11 protein-coding genes are annotated in these 16,293 nt (G+C 57.9%); 6 read left to right on the top strand and 5 right to left on the bottom strand.

Annotated elements, in window-relative coordinates:
• Positions 1–218 precede the first annotated feature (218 nt).
• Together EC9_RS11230 and EC9_RS11225 are read left to right on the top strand one after the other, a co-directional pair.
• On the top strand, positions 219–2,051 hold the full coding sequence (locus EC9_RS11230; protein ID WP_218934735.1) for a polysaccharide biosynthesis protein: 1,833 nt from the start codon (positions 219–221) through the stop codon (positions 2,049–2,051).
• A gap of 74 nt (positions 2,052–2,125) precedes the next feature.
• Positions 2,126–3,091: an NAD-dependent epimerase/dehydratase family protein gene (locus EC9_RS11225; protein ID WP_145345162.1), complete on the top strand. Its 966-nt coding sequence runs from the start codon at positions 2,126–2,128 to the stop codon at positions 3,089–3,091.
• Between the two features lie 133 nt (positions 3,092–3,224).
• On the opposite strand, the gene EC9_RS11220 is transcribed toward EC9_RS11225, so the two are convergent.
• Together EC9_RS11220 and trhA are read right to left on the bottom strand one after the other, a co-directional pair.
• On the bottom strand, positions 3,225–3,557 hold the full coding sequence (locus EC9_RS11220) for a hypothetical protein (RefSeq protein ID WP_145345159.1): 333 nt from the start codon (positions 3,555–3,557) through the stop codon (positions 3,225–3,227).
• Positions 3,558–3,662: 105 nt separating this feature from the next.
• Positions 3,663–4,352, bottom strand: a complete 690-nt coding sequence (gene trhA, locus EC9_RS11215; protein ID WP_218934734.1) for a PAQR family membrane homeostasis protein TrhA — start codon at positions 4,350–4,352, stop codon at positions 3,663–3,665.
• Between the two features lie 594 nt (positions 4,353–4,946).
• Between trhA and EC9_RS11210 the strand changes: the two genes are divergently transcribed.
• On the top strand, positions 4,947–5,873 hold the full coding sequence (locus EC9_RS11210) for an RluA family pseudouridine synthase (RefSeq protein ID WP_246106079.1): 927 nt from the start codon (positions 4,947–4,949) through the stop codon (positions 5,871–5,873).
• An 84-nt stretch (positions 5,874–5,957) separates the two neighbouring features.
• Here the strand turns inward: EC9_RS11210 and EC9_RS11205 are convergent, their stop codons facing one another.
• The gene (locus EC9_RS11205) at positions 5,958–7,283 is read right to left on the bottom strand and encodes a DUF1501 domain-containing protein (RefSeq protein WP_246106078.1); all 1,326 of its coding nucleotides are present in this window, start codon (positions 7,281–7,283) and stop codon (positions 5,958–5,960) included.
• 341 nt (positions 7,284–7,624) lie between these two features.
• On the opposite strand from EC9_RS11205, the gene speA reads away from it, so the two are divergent.
• From speA to EC9_RS11190, 3 genes are all read left to right on the top strand, one after another.
• Positions 7,625–9,532 (top strand): biosynthetic arginine decarboxylase, encoded by a 1,908-nt coding sequence (gene speA, locus EC9_RS11200; protein WP_145345150.1) that lies wholly within the window; start codon positions 7,625–7,627, stop codon positions 9,530–9,532.
• Positions 9,533–9,670: 138 nt separating this feature from the next.
• A complete protein-coding gene (purB, locus tag EC9_RS11195; RefSeq protein ID WP_145345147.1) occupies positions 9,671–11,035 on the top strand; it encodes an adenylosuccinate lyase in 1,365 nt (454 codons plus the stop codon).
• A gap of 317 nt (positions 11,036–11,352) precedes the next feature.
• Entirely contained in the window at positions 11,353–13,821 is a 2,469-nt protein-coding gene (locus tag EC9_RS11190) for a hybrid sensor histidine kinase/response regulator (RefSeq protein ID WP_218934733.1), read from the top strand.
• A 91-nt stretch (positions 13,822–13,912) separates the two neighbouring features.
• Here the strand turns inward: EC9_RS11190 and EC9_RS11185 are convergent, their stop codons facing one another.
• Positions 13,913–15,187: a porin gene (locus EC9_RS11185; RefSeq protein WP_145345141.1), complete on the bottom strand. Its 1,275-nt coding sequence runs from the start codon at positions 15,185–15,187 to the stop codon at positions 13,913–13,915.
• A 153-nt stretch (positions 15,188–15,340) separates the two neighbouring features.
• Complete coding sequence (locus EC9_RS11180; protein ID WP_145345140.1) at positions 15,341–16,291, bottom strand: CPBP family intramembrane glutamic endopeptidase; 951 nt, start codon at positions 16,289–16,291, stop codon at positions 15,341–15,343.
• Between the last annotated feature and the right edge of the window lie 2 nt (positions 16,292–16,293).

Here is a 16,293-nt window from a genome sequence, read left to right as displayed (position 1 = left end):
GGCCGGAGATTGAAACCGGGCGACTCACAAAAAACTCTGTTTTTCCCACCTGCAGGCAAGGCTCCTTGCAGCCCTCCCAACCAGTAAAATCATTCGAGGCAGCGATGGTCGACCGCAAACCGATCCGTCAACATATTAGAGAAATCTCCCGGTCCCCTTGGGTTGCCAGATTCCGCTCGCGTTTTTCAGGGGCTCTTTTCCTGACCCCCGCGTTTGCCATGGCGACGATCTGCGCCTATTGGTTGCGATTTGAATCGGCCACATTCACCACCTACCTGGCCGAGATGCAATTGGTGGTTCCAGTTGCCGTTGCAATCAAGATCGGTGTCTTTGGCCTGTTGCGTATGACACGAGCCTGGCACGATTACGTATCCTTTCTCGACCTGCTTCGCTTGGCTCGCGCCACCGCGGTCAGCGCTGCCTTCCTAGCGCTCGCCGATTCGATGTTCCGCCACACCGGCCTGCTGCCGCGCAGCATCATCGTGATCGATGCTTGCCTGACAACGATTTTCGTGGGCAGCATGCTCTCGGTGCGGCGGGTCCTTCGGGAACGCAAATCGACCGCCCCCCGAACCACCGATTCGCAAACTCGCGTACTGATCGTGGGGCTGAACAAGACTGGCGAAGCGTTTTTGCGAGCGATTCGCAGCGGCGCCGAACCCAACTTTCAAGTTGTGGGGATCGTCGCCCAGAAGCCGCGAATGGTCGGCCGCGAGATCAACGGAGTCCCCGTGGTCGCCACGCTGCAAGGAATCGTTGCGGCGGCACATTCACACAGCGTCGAAACCGTCCTGCTGGTCGACGGCGAGCTTTCGCCCGTAGACCTCCGAGCGGTGGTCAACGATTGCCAACAGCACGACATCAACGTGCGAGTGATCCCCAGCGTCAGCCGGATCGTCGCCGGCCAAGTCGACTTCCACCCTCGCGAGGTCGATATCGAAGATCTGCTGGGCCGCGATGCGGTCAACCTCGACCAAGAACAACTCAACAGCTGGCTATCCAATCGAGTCCTGATGGTCACCGGCAGTTGCGGATCGATCGGTTCGGAGATCGCACGCCAGTTGCTGAAATTTGCTCCCCAAAAATTGCTCCTGGTCGATCGCTCCGAAACCGGCCAGTTCCACTTGGGCAACGAACTGCAGGACGCGATCGACGCAGGAACTGTCGAAGTGATCGTCGGCGACATCACCGATCCCGACCGGATGCGTGAGATCGTTTCCGAACACCGTCCCGCGATCATGTTCCATGCGGCCGCCTACAAGCACGTGCCGCTTATGGAACAACACCCTTCCGAAGCTGTCAAAAACATCACCAAGGCGACCTGCGGACTGGTCGATCTAGCGCATCTATACGATGTCGAATCGTTTGTGATGATTTCGACCGACAAAGCGGTCAACCCAACAAGCGTGATGGGCTGCTGCAAACGCGTGGCGGAACTTTACGTGCAGGCAAAAGCATCCCATTCCAATTGTCGTTTCGTGACCGTTCGCTTCGGCAACGTGCTCGGATCCGCTGGCAGTGTCGTGCCAACCTTCCGTCAACAGATCGCCAACGGAGGCCCGGTCACGATCACGCACCCCGACATGACGCGGTACTTCATGACGATTCCCGAAGCCAGCCAGCTGGTGATCCAAGCCGGGGCGATGGGCCGCGGCGGGGAGATCTTCGTGCTCGACATGGGCCAACCGGTCAAGATCGTCTCGCTCGCCGAAGACCTGATCCGCCTGTCCGGTTTGGAAGTCCACAAGGACATCGAACTGAAATTCACCGGCTTGCGTCCTGGCGAGAAACTCTACGAAGAACTATATATTGACGACGAGAAACGCCTGCAGACGGTCCATCCGAAAATCTTGATCGCCGAAAGCGAACAATTGGCCCTCAAGGACGTAATCAAACATATCGCCGAGCTGGTCGCTGCTGCGGAATCCGATTCGACAGCGATTCGGAACAAACTGAAAACGATCGTGCCGCGATATCAATACGACGCGTCGTTGCCCCAAACCGCGGCAGCCCGATCGAAATTGCAAGCGACCGCAAGTCGAGCCGCCTAATTATCGACCGGTGCATCACAGCGGGGTGGGACGCGGTTCCCTTATCCTCCGACCTTGCAACCCGATAGACTCTGATGCCCAAACGAGCTTTGATTACTGGCGGGGCGGGGTTTATCGGCAGCCATCTTGCCGAGCAACTGCTCGCGGCGGGGATGCAGGTAACGATCGTCGACGACCTCTCCACCGGTCGCTTCGAAAACATCGCCGGGCTCGAATCTCGCAGCGATGTCGAGATCATCATCGACACGGTTTTTAATGAATCGTTGATCGCTGATCTGATCCAAAAGTCGGACGTCGTCTACCATCTCGCCTCGGCCGTCGGGGTCAAATTGATCATTGACCAACCGGTCAAGACGATCGAAACCATTGTCGGCGGGACCGAGATCGTGCTGCGACACTGCAGCCGATTCCGCCGCCCCGTGTTGATCACAAGCACCAGCGAGGTCTACGGCAAAGGATCCAAAATCCCGTTTCACGAAGATGACGATCTCGTGACCGGAGCGACCAGCCGCCATCGGTGGGCCTACGCCTGTTCCAAAACACTCGACGAATTCCTGGCCCTGGCGCATCACCGCGAGACCCACCTGCCGGTCGCGATCGTGCGACTGTTTAACACCGTGGGACCGCGGCAAACCGGACAGTACGGGATGGTTGTCCCAAACTTCGTCCAAGCCGCTCTAAAAGGAAATCCGCTGGTCGTGCACGGCGACGGCAATCAATGCCGTTGCTTTGCGCACGTTGCCGACGTCGTTGGGGCGTTGGTAAAAATCATGTCCAACGCCGACTGTTACGGCCAAGTCGTGAACATCGGCAATAACGAAGAGGTTTCGATCAATCAGCTGGCACAGCGGGTGATCCAATGGACCGGCAGCACCAGCGAGATCCAACACATCGCCTACGACGAAGCGTATGGCGACGGATTCGAGGACATGCAGCGACGCGTCCCGTGTCTTCAGCGAGCCGCCGATCTGATCGGTTATCAACCGACCCGCGACCTGGAAAAAATCATCCGCGACGTCGCCGACTCTTTCTCCGCTTGAGCATTTCCGCCAGCTGGCGGAGACTAGACCAAGCTTTCGCAACCGCGCAGACGCCCGGCGACTTCCCACCGCTCGATCACCCTGGCCGACGGTTGCATCAATCGCCGGCGCAATCGATCGCCGGCGTTCTAAATTAGGCTTGGTCGATGTCGCCCAACGGGGCCGGCTGTTGCAGTTCGGGCATTTCGCTTTCCAGATCGTCCAGCAAGCTTGGCGCGTCCGGCACTGTCGACTGCGTCGGTTCGGATCGGGCTGGTTCGATGAAGACCGGCTGTGGCGCTGCGTACCCCGCAACCTTCGCTCCCGCCGGTGCAAAAACGCTGCCGACGCGACCATGGTTGCGATTGGTCCGCTCCCAACTGCCGCCATAGGCTGGATAGGCGCAGTCATCGTCGCTGCCGCAAATTCGGCAACCGCCCAACAGTGTCAGTCCAACAAGAGCAGTACAAGCTAGCAGTCCGCGCATCTGGACGTTTCCCGAAACAAAGTGACAAACCAAACGAAGTCTTTCCGTGTTGTCTGTATCGGTTGTGCGGAGCGGGAGCTTTAGGCAAACCTTGTGGCCGACGCGTTAGAGCGCCAACGAATAGATGGCGTAGTAGTGAATCGCTGCGGCAACGATCACCAACAGATGCCAAACCGCATGGAAATAGCGGACCTTGGAGTCGTTTAACAGAAAACAGACGCCCAGCGAATAAGCCAGCCCGCCAGCTAGCATCCACAGAAAGTAGTCCAACGTCACCCCGGGAGCCAAGACCATCGCCGGGAACCAGCCCAATGCGATATAGGTCCAGGTGTCGATCGCGTGTACCTGATGCTTGCCGACCACTTTGGAGAAAAAGCCAAACCCGGCCAACAACCAAATTGCCAACAGCAACCACGGCCGGATCCCCGACCCCGCAAACGCAACCACGCCAGGCGTATAGGTTCCTGCGATCAATAGATAGATAGCACCTTGGTCCCAGGCGCGCGCCAAGTGCAACCGCGCCGGATCGGTCACGACGTGCGAAATAGTCGACATCAAAAAGACGAACGCCAGCGAGGCCGCGTAAACCAAAAAACCGATCAGCACCGCTGGGGACATCGGATGCGTGGCCACCACCCACCCGGTCGCGATGATCGCGGCGGCACAACCACTTCCGTGGGTGATCGCATTGGCCAGTTCCTCGCCATCGCTGAGCCGTTCGTAGGGAACGATCAGCGCATCGTGGCTCAGATGATACGGCGGCGTTTCTTCGTCGTGGGATTCTGGTTCAGACAAAACACAATCGCTTTCAATTCCTGTCGCGCTACCTTTTCTAAGGCAAATCCGCATCTGCGTCCCGACCAACCGCGGTCGCCGCGTCTTGCAAACCAACCGCCACTGGGCGTGCCGGAAGAATGGACGCGATGGCAAACACCGCTTCAGTCCTGGTTATACCCAATACCGTTCAACGAAGGAGCCTCGGACCGTCGAGAGAATTAGCGGCGGGATGTAGTGGACGAGGTTGCGAGTCCCAGCCATTTGGTCTGATGCAAAAGGACTCGTAACCTCGTCCACTACGCTTCGTTGAACGGTATTGTGGTTATACCTTCGAGGCTTTCCTTTGGCACGGCCACGTCGGCCCCATCCCAGGGCGAATTTAGCTTCCCGATCAACCTCCCCCATCGGGATGGTCTGCAAGCGAGATTGTAATCGACAGGCACATTCCCCCTAATCCTACGCCCAATCCCCAGCTACCCCAGCCTTCGCGATCGGGAACTACTGGTGTTCGAAAGTAACTTGATCTAGGCTTGGGGATTCAAATCAAAGAAGCGGCACGCGAAAAACAACACGTGAGCCCAACCACCCCAGCGATTGAATTCCAACATGGCGATGACGACGGTTTCGACGAAGGTTAGCGAGCAAGATGCGGGGCGAGTCGATTTGGTCGTGCGGGATTTATCCAAAGCATCGCGCAGCCAGGTGCGCGGCATGGTCGACCACGGTTGCGTCTCGATCAACGGCAAGACCTGCACGTCGATCGGAGCCACGGTTTCGGTCGGTGATGAGGTTTCGTTGCGGTACGATCAGCACCAGCGATACCACGAAAAGAAGAAACGTTGGGAAGACCGCACCTTTACCGTCGCCTACGAAGACGATTATCTGATCGTCGTCGATAAATCGGCCGGATCGTTAACCGTGCCGACAGACAACAACAACGACCGCAACACGTTGGTCGAACGGGTCTCTATCTATCTGAGCCATTCGCGAAAGAAGCGCGAAGCGTGTGTCGTCCACCGACTCGATCGCGAGGTCAGCGGGCTGTTGGTCTTCGGCAAACAGCTGGACGTCGCCGAGGCGTTGATTCAACAATTCAAACAACGCAAGCCGCAACGGATCTATTCGGCCATCGTCGCTGGAGTGATGCAATCCGACGAGGGGACCTTTCGGTCTCATCTGGCGACCGGAAACAACCTGGATCGATACGTCGCTCCGCCGTCGGAGAAGTCCGAACTGGCGATCACACACTACCGCGTGATCGATCGCATGTTCGACACGACGCTTGTCGAAGTCCAGCTGGAAACGGGCAAACGAAATCAGATCCGGGTCCATTTTGCCGACGCTCGCCACCCGGTACTAGGCGATCCGCGGTACCGCAAGGAAGACGCCCGCCACGAGCGTTGGATCCGGAAACGGATCGCATTGCACGCCAAGAGCCTGGGATTTGTCCATCCGGTCAGCGGCGAAGAGATGATGTTGGAATCGCCGATGCCCTCGGCCATGGCAAAGTTTATCGCCAGCCAACAACGTCGCCGCTAGCGATTCGCCCCGCCTTCCCCCAACAATCCGCCTGACGGCGGACTCGGATCGATCGAATTCCGATGGGATGGAAAGGCCGCAGCGTCAGGCGAGCACTTCGTCGATCGCAACCCCGCCGTTGGCAAACGTAAACGGCCGGCCATCGGGACTGTGAATCTCTTTGTCGACGGGAATCCCCAGCGCCTTGCCGATCGTCGCCATGAAATCGGGGACCGAGACCTGGTATTCGTCGACCAGATAGCCTTTGGAATCGCTCGATCCCAAAATCGTTCCCGGCCGCACGCCCGCCCCCGCCATGGCACACGAAAAGACGGCCGGATGATGATCGCGGCCGGCGTTTTGGTTGATCGATGGATTGCGGCCAAACTCGGTCGCAACGACGATCGTCGTCTCCTGAATCAATCCGCTGGCGGTCAGGTCTTCGATCAACGCACTCAACGCTTGATCCAGTTCGGCACCGCGAGTTGACATCGCGTCGGCGATATCGTTGTGCATGTCCCAGCCGCCGGACTGCACTTCCACATACTGAACGTCGCTTTCGACCAACCGCCGCGCCAACAAACATCCGCGTCCGATCTTCGAATTGCCATATCGCGCTTTGGCTTCGTCCGATTCGAGCCCCAAATCGAAAGCCTTCAGATCGTCGCTCTTGAGCAAACGAATCGCTTCGCGATACAGATCGTCGTAACCGTCGACCTCTTTCCGCCGAACCCTGCCGCGGAATTCGCGATCCAACGCCGCGCTCAAATACATCCGACGCATGAATTGATCGTCGGCCAAATAATCGGGGCCGCTGGTGTTCTGCAAACCGCGATTGGGATCGCCAATCGGCACCGGAGCAAATTTGGCGCCCAGGTAACCGGGGCCGATCCCCCCGCCGATATTGACACTCGGCGGCAGGGCGGGATGGATCCGGCCGTTGAACCGCTGCATCCACGCACCGATTCCCGGATGCCGCGTGCTGGCGATCTCCTTGTAACCGGTTCGCATCAGATAGCTGCCGGGACCGTGAGCCCCAGTTTCGGTCGACATCGAACGAATCACCGCCAGCTTGTCGGCCATGCTCGCCAGCTTCGGCAACGATTCCCCAAACTGAACGCCAGGGATATTGGTCGCGATCGCTCCCAAAGGCCCCTGCGAATCGGTCCCTGGCTTGGGGTCGAACGTGTCGACATGGCTCATCGCACCGGCGTTGAAAAGATAGATCAAGCGGCGTTTCCCCGACGATTTGGATCCCGGCGGTTGCGCGCCCGCCTGTTTGGCCGCGATCGCTGCGTCGGAGTACTCAGCAAACGGGTCGTCAGCCTTTAATCGTCCTCCGGCAAACGAGAGCACACTGACGCCAAACGACTGCCAGGCGGCCAACTGCATCATCGCCCGGCGTGAAACCGCATCCTTGTACCAGTTCATCAGAGGAGCCTTCATATCGATAAGTGAATAGCTGTCGAGCGACCTGTCGGTTCGCCGAATCGGTTCCAGCGTAAAGAACCGGCAGCCAGAAAGCAATCTTTTGACAGCTTCCCGCGGCTCGGTTTGCCGAATGACGGGGCACGAAATAGGCCTTGTAGCGGTCCGCGGGCCAGAAATCTTGGGCAACCACGCATTGCCCCCTTTTCTCCCTCGTCAAAACGCATGACGATACGGGGCGACGGGGCGAATTACATCCGCCGTTTGCAGACCAGATCGATCTAGGCACGCGGCTGTTCCCAGCTGCCCACCATCCACCTTCCCCTTCAACATTAGAGCAGCCAATGAACGAGCCTCCGGCACCCTGGACCATCGACGACGCGAGCGAACTGTACGACGTTCCGCGTTGGGGAGCGGGATATTTCTCGGTCAGCCCCGAAGGAACGCTGGCGGTCCATCCCGACCGAGATCCGGAGCGCTCGATCGACCTGAAGTCTTTGATCGAACGGATCGAACACCGCGGCCTCGAACTGCCTGTCTTGCTCCGTTTCAACGGCATCATCCGCGATCGCTTGCGAGAGATCCATGATTGTTTCGCATCGGCGATCGAGTCGTGTGATTACAAGGGGGACTACCGGTTGGTCTACCCTGTCAAAGTCAACCAACAGCGCGACGTGATCCGCAAGGTCGTCGAATACGGTCGCGAATTCGGTTTTGGACTCGAAGCGGGCAGCAAACCGGAGTTGTTAGCCGTCGTGGCGATGGGTGACGAATCGATGCCGATCGTCTGCAACGGTTTCAAGGATGATGAATTCATCCAGATGGCGTTGATGGCGCAGAAGCTGGGTCGAACCGTGATCCCGATCATCGAGAAGTATTCCGAACTGGAATTGATCCTCCGCCTCAGCGAGGAACTGGGCGTCCGACCGCAATTGGGCGTGCGAGTGAAACTGGCATCGCGCGGCGCCGGGCGATGGCAGTCCTCCGGCGGCTATCGGTCGAAGTTTGGTCTGACCGTCAGCGAAGTCTTGCGGTTGGTCGCGGAACTCGAAAGCCGCGACATGTCCGACTGCTTCAAGTTGCTGCATTTCCATTTGGGCAGCCAGATCACAAACATTCGTCAGGTCAAAGGGGCGATCAACGAAGCGGTCCGCGTCTATGTCGACCTGCATCGCCGCGGCATGGGGTTGGAATATTTGGATGTCGGTGGAGGTCTAGGAGTCGATTACGACGGCTCGCAAACCAACTTTGAATCGAGCATCAACTACACGCTGCAAGAGTACGCCAACGACGTCGTCTACCAAATCCAAACGGTGTGCGACGAAGCGGAAGTTCCACATCCGACGATCATGTCCGAAAGCGGCCGCGCCGTGGCGGCCTATCACAGCGTGTTGGTCTTCAACACGCTGGGGGTGACAGCGCAGGGCAATTCGATGGACATCCCTTCGTCGGTCCCCGATGACTACGAACAACCATTGCACGACCTGGTGATGTCCAACAACGATCTGACGGCACGGAACGTCCTGGAAACGTTCCACGATGCCCAACAATCGTTGGACATGGCAATGAATCTGTTCAGCACCGGCTATCTGCCATTGGAACAACGCGTCCTCGCCGAGAACATGTTTTTCGCAATCGCCCACCGGATCCTGAAGCTAACTTCGGAGATGGAATACGTCCCCGACGATCTCCAAGGGTTGCCCCGGATGCTGGCCGAGTCCTACTTCTGCAACTTCTCGTTGTTCCAATCGATGCCCGACAGCTGGGCGATCAAGCAATTGTTCCCGATCATGCCGATCCATCGTTTGGACCAACGACCGGTACACGAAGCGGTGCTGTGCGACATCACCTGCGATTCGGATGGGAAGATCGATTCGTTTGTCGATCGCCGCGATACCAAACGGACGTTGCCGCTGCATGCTCACAACGACAAACCCTATTATCTAGGGGCGTTCCTGATCGGTGCTTATCAAGAGATTCTCGGCGACCTGCACAATCTGTTTGGCGACACGCATGCCGTTCACGTTCATCTGGGCGACGACAATGCGATCGAAATCGAATCGATCGTCAAGGGCGATACCGTTCGCGAAGTCCTCAGTTATGTTCAATACAACGAGGACGCGTTGATCGATCGTCTGCAATCGGCGATCGAAGTGGCTGTCCGCAACGGACGGATCGACGAACGTGAATCGGGCCAATTCCTGAAGTTCTACGAACAACGACTGGCCGGATACACCTACCTGACTCCCTAACGCAAACGCTGCCGACCGCATCGGGCAATCGGTCCGATGCCGCCGGCGTGATCCTTTTCTCGAAACCTCCCTCGACGCCGGATGCCACGGCTGCGAGGGCTGACACCTACCCATTCAACACCAACACGCGACACGACTATGGATCTCTCAGAACTGACCGCCATTTCCCCTATCGACGGACGTTACGGAAGCAAGACGTCAGAGCTGCGCGAAGCGTTCAGCGAATATGGACTGATCCAATGCCGTGTCGAAGTCGAAGTCCGATGGCTGCTCGCCCTGGCTGCCCATCCGCAGATCGCTGAAGTCCCCGCATTGTCCGACGATGCCACCGCGCTGCTCAATGGAATCGTCGACAACTTTGGACTCGCCGACGCTCAAGCGGTCAAGGCGATCGAAGCGACGACCAACCACGACGTCAAAGCGGTCGAATATTTCATCAAGCAACGGTTTGAAGGGAATCAGGAACTGACGGCGGTCAGCGAATTTGTCCACTTCGCCTGCACATCCGAAGACATCAACAACCTCTCGCACGCCTTGATGTTGCGTCGAGGACTGGACGTGTTGGTCCCCGTGATGCAACAGGTGTCGAGCAAGCTGCGCGACCAAGCGATCGAATTTGCCGAAGTCCCGATGCTGTCCCGAACCCACGGGCAAACCGCATCCCCAACGACGGTCGGCAAAGAGTTTGCCAACGTCGTCGCCCGATTGGAACGCCAGTTGTCCCAATTGCAAGCGATCCCGTTGCTGGGCAAGATCAATGGTGCCGTCGGCAACTACAACGCCCATCTTTCGGCCTATCCCGATGTCGATTGGGCCTCGCACGGCGAAGCGTTTGTGAAGTCGTTGGGGCTGCAATGGAACCCCTACACGACGCAGATCGAACCACACGATTACATGGCCGAATTGTTCGACGCGATCGCTCGTTTCAACACGATCGTGATCGATCTGGATCGCGACATCTGGGGCTACATCTCGCAGGGCTATTTCAAACAGAAGACGATCGCGGGCGAAGTCGGGTCGTCGACGATGCCGCACAAAGTCAATCCGATCGATTTCGAGAACTCCGAAGGCAACCTCGGTTTGGCCAATGCCGTCCTGTCGCACATGAGCGTCAAACTGCCGATCTCGCGATGGCAACGCGACCTGACCGATTCGACCGTGCTGCGGAACATGGGTGTCGGCATGGCGTACAGCATGATCGCCTACAAATCGACGCTCAAAGGATTGGGCAAACTGGAACTCAACGCCTCCCGCATCGCTGCCGATCTGGACGCCGCGTGGGAAGTCTTGGCCGAACCGATCCAAACGGTGATGCGTCGCTATGGAATCGAATCCCCCTATGAAAAGCTGAAAGCGTTGACACGCGGGCAAGCCGTCACGGCCGAAATCTTCGCCTCCTTTATCGACACTTTGGAATTGCCCGCCGACGTCAAGACCAGCCTGCGACAGTTGACGCCGGCAACTTATCTGGGGACTGCCGTCGCCCAAGCGAAAAACATCTGATTCGCCTCGCCGATTGGTACGGTGCGAACAAGCACCGAAACAAGCGAGTCGTGTAAGGATTAGATTTTCTTCGACCCTCTCTTTCGGGGCGTTTCCACAACGCCCGTCGGCCGTTGAACCGAGACGCTCTCCTCTCAACAACAGCCCATTTCCACGGCGCAGAATTTTCGGCTCTCGCCGTCGGGCGGTGTTACAATGACGGCACCGTCGCGTCCCGAGTTCCCAGCATGTGCGGAGGGGCTTGCGATACAATGAATGCGGATCGTTTCGAGTTTTGGAACGATTGAGCCTTTCCGATGCAGCGAAATGGGCGGCCCATGATCGCGATCAACCAACCACTCATCGGCCAACTCGACTATTTCATTTTTGTCTCGTTGTGCCTGCTGATCTTTGGAACGCTCACGGTGTGGTTATGGAAAACCGCCCGTTCCAATCGGATGCTACTGACCGCCTGGACGGTGTTGCCGATCGTTTTGGTTGCCGGTTGGTTTCTTGTCGACGGGGCGGGAGAGCGCGAGAAATTCCGACTGCAAAAGAGGATCGAAGGATTAGCCCCCACCTATGCTGAAGAAATGCGAGCTTTGGGGCATTGGCGAATCACCACCGCGACGAAGCCCGACGACCCGCTCTACTTGGCGATGCTGAAAAAACAGATCCGTTGGTTGAAAATCAATCCTGCGGTCGCCGACATCTATACGTTTCGCAAGTCCCCCCATGGCAATCAATTGATCGTCGATTCGGAAACCGATTACAACCAAGATGGGAGATATTCGGGCCCCCGCGAACGGCGAACCGTGATCGGAGAGGTCTGGGAGGAAGAGGATGAATCGATTCGCAGAGCGTATGCCGGCGCGGCGGCCTTCGACGATGAGATCTACAGCGATCGCTGGGGGGATTGGGTCAGCGCTTATGCCCCAATTTTCGATGACGATGGAAACCTGGACGCTGTCTTGGGAATCGACTTTGCCGCGGAAGATTGGTCCGCTGCGATCGCGCGGGCGCGAAGATTTGCAATTGGTTTCCTGGCGGTGATCGTCACGATTGGGCTGGCCTGGACCGCGATCATCAGCGTCTTGGCAACCAACCTGCGGGAACGCCAACAGGCGGCAAACGAACTGTTGGTCGCTAAAGATCTCGCCGAGGCGGCGACGGTTTCAAAAAGCGAATTTCTGGCGAACATGAGTCATGAGATCCGCACGCCGATGAATGGCATCATCGGCATGACCGATCTCCTGGCGGGGACGCACTTGGACAACCAACAGCACGAATACCTGCGGATCGTCAAACAATCGGCCGACTCGTTGCTCAGCCTGCTCAACGACATCTTGGACTTCTCAAAAATCGAAGCCGGGAAACTAGAACTCGAATCGATTCGCTTTGAGCTGCGCGACTGTGTTGAAAAGACACTCCAAACGATGACCTTCCGCGCCAGCGAAAAGCAACTGGAAATCTGTTGTCGGATCGATCCCACGCTCCCCGACACCTTGATCGGTGATCCCATCCGATTGTCCCAAGTCCTGATCAATCTCGCCGGTAACGCGATCAAGTTTACCGAACAGGGCGAGATCTTGATCAACATCGAACGGGAGATGCAGACGGCCGATCAATTGGTCTTGCGCTGCTCGGTGCGCGATTCGGGAATCGGCATCGCGCCGGACAAACTCGATTCGATTTTTGCCGCCTTCAGCCAAGAGGATACATCGACGACAAGGCGTTTTGGCGGCACCGGCCTGGGGCTGGCGATCAGTGCTCAATTGGTCCAATTGATGAATGGGCGGATCTGGGCCGACAGCCAAAAAGGGAGCGGCACGACGTTTCATTTTACCTCGCGCTTCGCAATTTCGACGACCAAGCTGCGCAGCCTGCCCAACATCGAGGCCTTGTCGGGGTTGCGGGTGCTGGTCGTCGACGACAATCAAACCAATCGCTTTATCCTCGATGAGATCTTAAAAGGCTGGCGTCTGAACCCGATCTGCGTCGACAGCGGGCCGACGGCGCTCACCGAAATGCGACGTGCCTCGGACGCCGGTGAACCGTTTCCCCTGGCCCTGATCGATTGCATGATGCCCGAGATGGATGGATTCGAACTTGCCCAGATCATCCGCGGTGAAGCCCGATTTAATGCATGCCACTTGGTGATGATTTCGTCGGCCGCCGGTCAGGGCGATCATGCGAAGTGTCGCGAAACAGGCATCGCCCGCTATATGACCAAACCGGTGATTCAATCGCAATTGGTCGCAACGATCCTCGACCTGATGGTCGACCATTCGCCCGACATCCAATCCGCCGATGAAGCGACCGGCCAGATGAATTCGGACGGCGCGGAAAACTCGAGGATCGCGGGAATGGACGCGCCGGATCGTGACGGTGCGGTGGAAGCTGTCGAGCCGACACGACCGCTAAAAATCTTGTTGGTCGAAGACGGGATCGTGAACCAAAAAGTTGCCTTGGCGATGCTCAAGAAGGGGCGGCATCGAATCGTCCTAGCTCAGGATGGCCAGGAGGCGGTCGACGCGTTTCGACGCGAGCCATTCGATTTGATCTTGATGGATGTCCAGATGCCGACGATGGATGGGATCGAAGCGACCGTGGCGATTCGAGCGCACGAACAAGAACCGGCGAGGATCCCGATCATTGCCATGACCGCATCGGCGATGAAAGGGGACCGCGAGCGATGCCTGGACGCCGGCATGGACGCCTACCTATCCAAACCGATCGAAGCCCAACAACTGGACGAAACAATCGCCCAATTCGCATCGAAGATCTCCGCCGACCCCATGGCTTGATCGTGCTGCCGCAATATTTCAACCGCCTGGAAAGCCCCCGATCCGCGATCCCAACCCAGCGGCGTTCGATTCGGCATCAAAGCAGGAACGTTTAGAAAGCGAGGATGGCGTTGATCGCGTAGGTGAAGAAATCGTCGTCGCTGCCGTCGTCGAAGGGGAGGCTGTTGCCACCGGCGGCATCCCATCGCAGTTCAGACCGGACGGTCCATTTTGCGTTCGGCTGCCAATGCAGGCCAAGCGTTGCGGCGTAGTAGTCGGTGGCGTCGACCGGTCCCGATCCGACCCGCACTCCTTCATCGTCGCGAAACCACTCGACACGCGTCCCCGCCTGCAACGCGTCGTTAATCTCATACGTTAGGTATTGAACGATCGCGTACCATCGCGCGTCGGGGGCGGCCGCTTGATCGGTGTTCGCTCCGAGATCGTTGTGCAGCACGTAGCTGAAGCGGTCGGAGAGCTGATGTTCCAAGATCAAGCTGTGGATGTAGATATCCCCTTCATGACTCGGGACGCCGTCGTGCCCGGTCCCGTCGCCCCAGTCGCCAGCCAGCACCGACCAGGTGAGCGTCGTCTGTTCGCCAAGCGCCAACGTCGCTCCACCAAGAAACGTCGATGCATCCAAATCGTTGGCAAAACTGCTGTCCATCCCCAACGTCCAACCACCGCTAATCGTCAATCGATCGTTGACCGCGTACGACGCCAAAAATCCGCTGTGCGTATTTGGCTCCGAATAATAAAACGTGTAGCTGTGCGAATAGAAGAAATTCAGCGGCGCCGGGACACTCTCCCAGCCGATCGGCGTCAAAAAATAACCCGCTCGAATCGTCAGATCGTTGATTCGCAAGTCGCCATAGACCTGCGGGATCGCCGCGCCATAATCGCGTCCGCTGTCCCAACCAAAGTCCCAAGTCTCATCGGCAAAGGCTTGGTTGTCCGGGCCGTCGGTCCCGAACATCGCGTCGATTCGAAATCCCCAATCGACCCCATCGTCGGCGATCTGCCGTTCGGCAAACAGCCACATTTGATTGACGACGACACCATCGGAGACGTTGTTGTATCCATACGGTGCGTTCCCAGTTCCGCTGCGGTTGCCGTCGCCATTGAGCGTTAATCCCGCCGAGATCCAGCCCCCCAACGCAACTCCGCACGCGTTCTTCTCGTCCCCCAACCAATCGCTGGCCTCTTCGGACGCCGCGTCGTCACATCCGCCGGTTGTCGGTTCGGCGGAAGCCGCACAATCCGAGGTCGGTTGGCAATCCCAAAGCGAATCCAGACCACACGAGGCGCGCCCCTGCGATTGCCAAAGAGCGAGCAGAGTGATGAAGACGATCGCTGCGGTAGGAAGCTTGAGGGCGTAACGCGCCATTTCAAATCCTGTCGATTTTGAGACATCGGAACACGCTCTTGAATCGACAACACCACTCCTCTTAAACCATCAAACCACAGGCCGTTTGTGGGGTTCGTCACTCCGATCCGCAACAACCGGAACATCCAGCAAACCAAGGCATCGCAGAGCTCGCTAGCATTGAGCCGTTTCGTCCGCAGCGACAGCTTTTGGGGCCGCATAGAAAATGCCAGCGACGACAGCAAGCAGTAAGCAGGGGAGTCCCAGTCCCAGAAGCCCGGCCGACAGCAGGGCGCTAGGTGCGTCGAAAGCATCGGTCTGTTCGGGCATCACGCTGATCACCGACAGAGTATTGTTGATTGCATGGGCCAGCATCGCCGGGAAGATCGAACCACTGGCATTCCGCAGATATCCCAACCACAGACCGATCGGCAGCACCGCCAGGACATGGACCGGGTCGAAATGGAAGACGGCAAACAGGACCGACGCGATCATCACCGCCGCGACGGCCGGCAACCGCTGGGCCAGACGAGTTTGAATGTAGCCGCGGAACATCACTTCTTCACAGATCGCTGGCAGCCCGCCGACCATCAACAAGGTAGCGAATAAGAAACCACCGTTAGCTTGAGCCCGAAACACATCGGTCATCTGGTTCAGATGCTCGCTCGATTCGATAAACGGCGACAGGACCAGCGTCGTGACCAGACCGATCAATGGCGTCGCCACCCCGCCAGCGATCCAGGCCCACAACGGCCAATGACCGCGGACCAATCCCAGCCGCTGTTTCCACGGCGTTGGGGAAGCAAACGCGGCGACCAAGGGCGGAATCAAAATCGCCAATTGCGAAGGAATCAACATCAGGCAGAACCCGATCCGCGATTCCATCAACTGCAGGATCATCGCGTCGTCGGGAGCACGGACGCTGCCGAAGACGGCCAATTGGGCCAACACGACACTGACCAAATTGACCTGCAAACTGAACGCGATCACCACGACCACCATCATCCAGACGGGCCAGATCCGCAGCGGGCCCGCGTCGGCCGGGGGCGGAACGATCTCCGCAACGATCGGCGCTTGCGTGGATTCTTGCGGCACCGATTCGAATGCGTGGTGGGGATCGTTCATCG

It is taken from the genome of Rosistilla ulvae (assembly GCF_007741475.1).
Lineage (GTDB): Bacteria > Planctomycetota > Planctomycetia > Pirellulales > Pirellulaceae > Rosistilla > Rosistilla ulvae.
Note: the sequence above shows the minus strand (reverse complement) of the source record. Positions and strands in the feature narration are given on the sequence as shown.

What these genes read in the sequence shown, in the direction of transcription:
- EC9_RS11230 (WP_218934735.1), top strand. Translation starts at nt 219, where the DNA reads ATGGCGACGATCTGCGCCTATTGGTTGCGATTTGAATCGGCCACATTC.
- EC9_RS11225 (WP_145345162.1), top strand. Translation starts at nt 2,126, where the DNA reads ATGCCCAAACGAGCTTTGATTACTGGCGGGGCGGGGTTTATCGGCAGC.
- EC9_RS11220 (WP_145345159.1), bottom strand. Translation starts at nt 3,557, where the DNA reads ATGCGCGGACTGCTAGCTTGTACTGCTCTTGTTGGACTGACACTGTTG.
- EC9_RS11210 (WP_246106079.1), top strand. Translation starts at nt 4,947, where the DNA reads ATGACGACGGTTTCGACGAAGGTTAGCGAGCAAGATGCGGGGCGAGTC.
- EC9_RS11205 (WP_246106078.1), bottom strand. Translation starts at nt 7,283, where the DNA reads ATGAACTGGTACAAGGATGCGGTTTCACGCCGGGCGATGATGCAGTTG.
- speA (WP_145345150.1), top strand. Translation starts at nt 7,625, where the DNA reads ATGAACGAGCCTCCGGCACCCTGGACCATCGACGACGCGAGCGAACTG.
- purB (WP_145345147.1), top strand. Translation starts at nt 9,671, where the DNA reads ATGGATCTCTCAGAACTGACCGCCATTTCCCCTATCGACGGACGTTAC.
- EC9_RS11190 (WP_218934733.1), top strand. Translation starts at nt 11,353, where the DNA reads ATGATCGCGATCAACCAACCACTCATCGGCCAACTCGACTATTTCATT.
- EC9_RS11185 (WP_145345141.1), bottom strand. Translation starts at nt 15,187, where the DNA reads ATGGCGCGTTACGCCCTCAAGCTTCCTACCGCAGCGATCGTCTTCATC.
- EC9_RS11180 (WP_145345140.1), bottom strand. Translation starts at nt 16,291, where the DNA reads ATGAACGATCCCCACCACGCATTCGAATCGGTGCCGCAAGAATCCACG.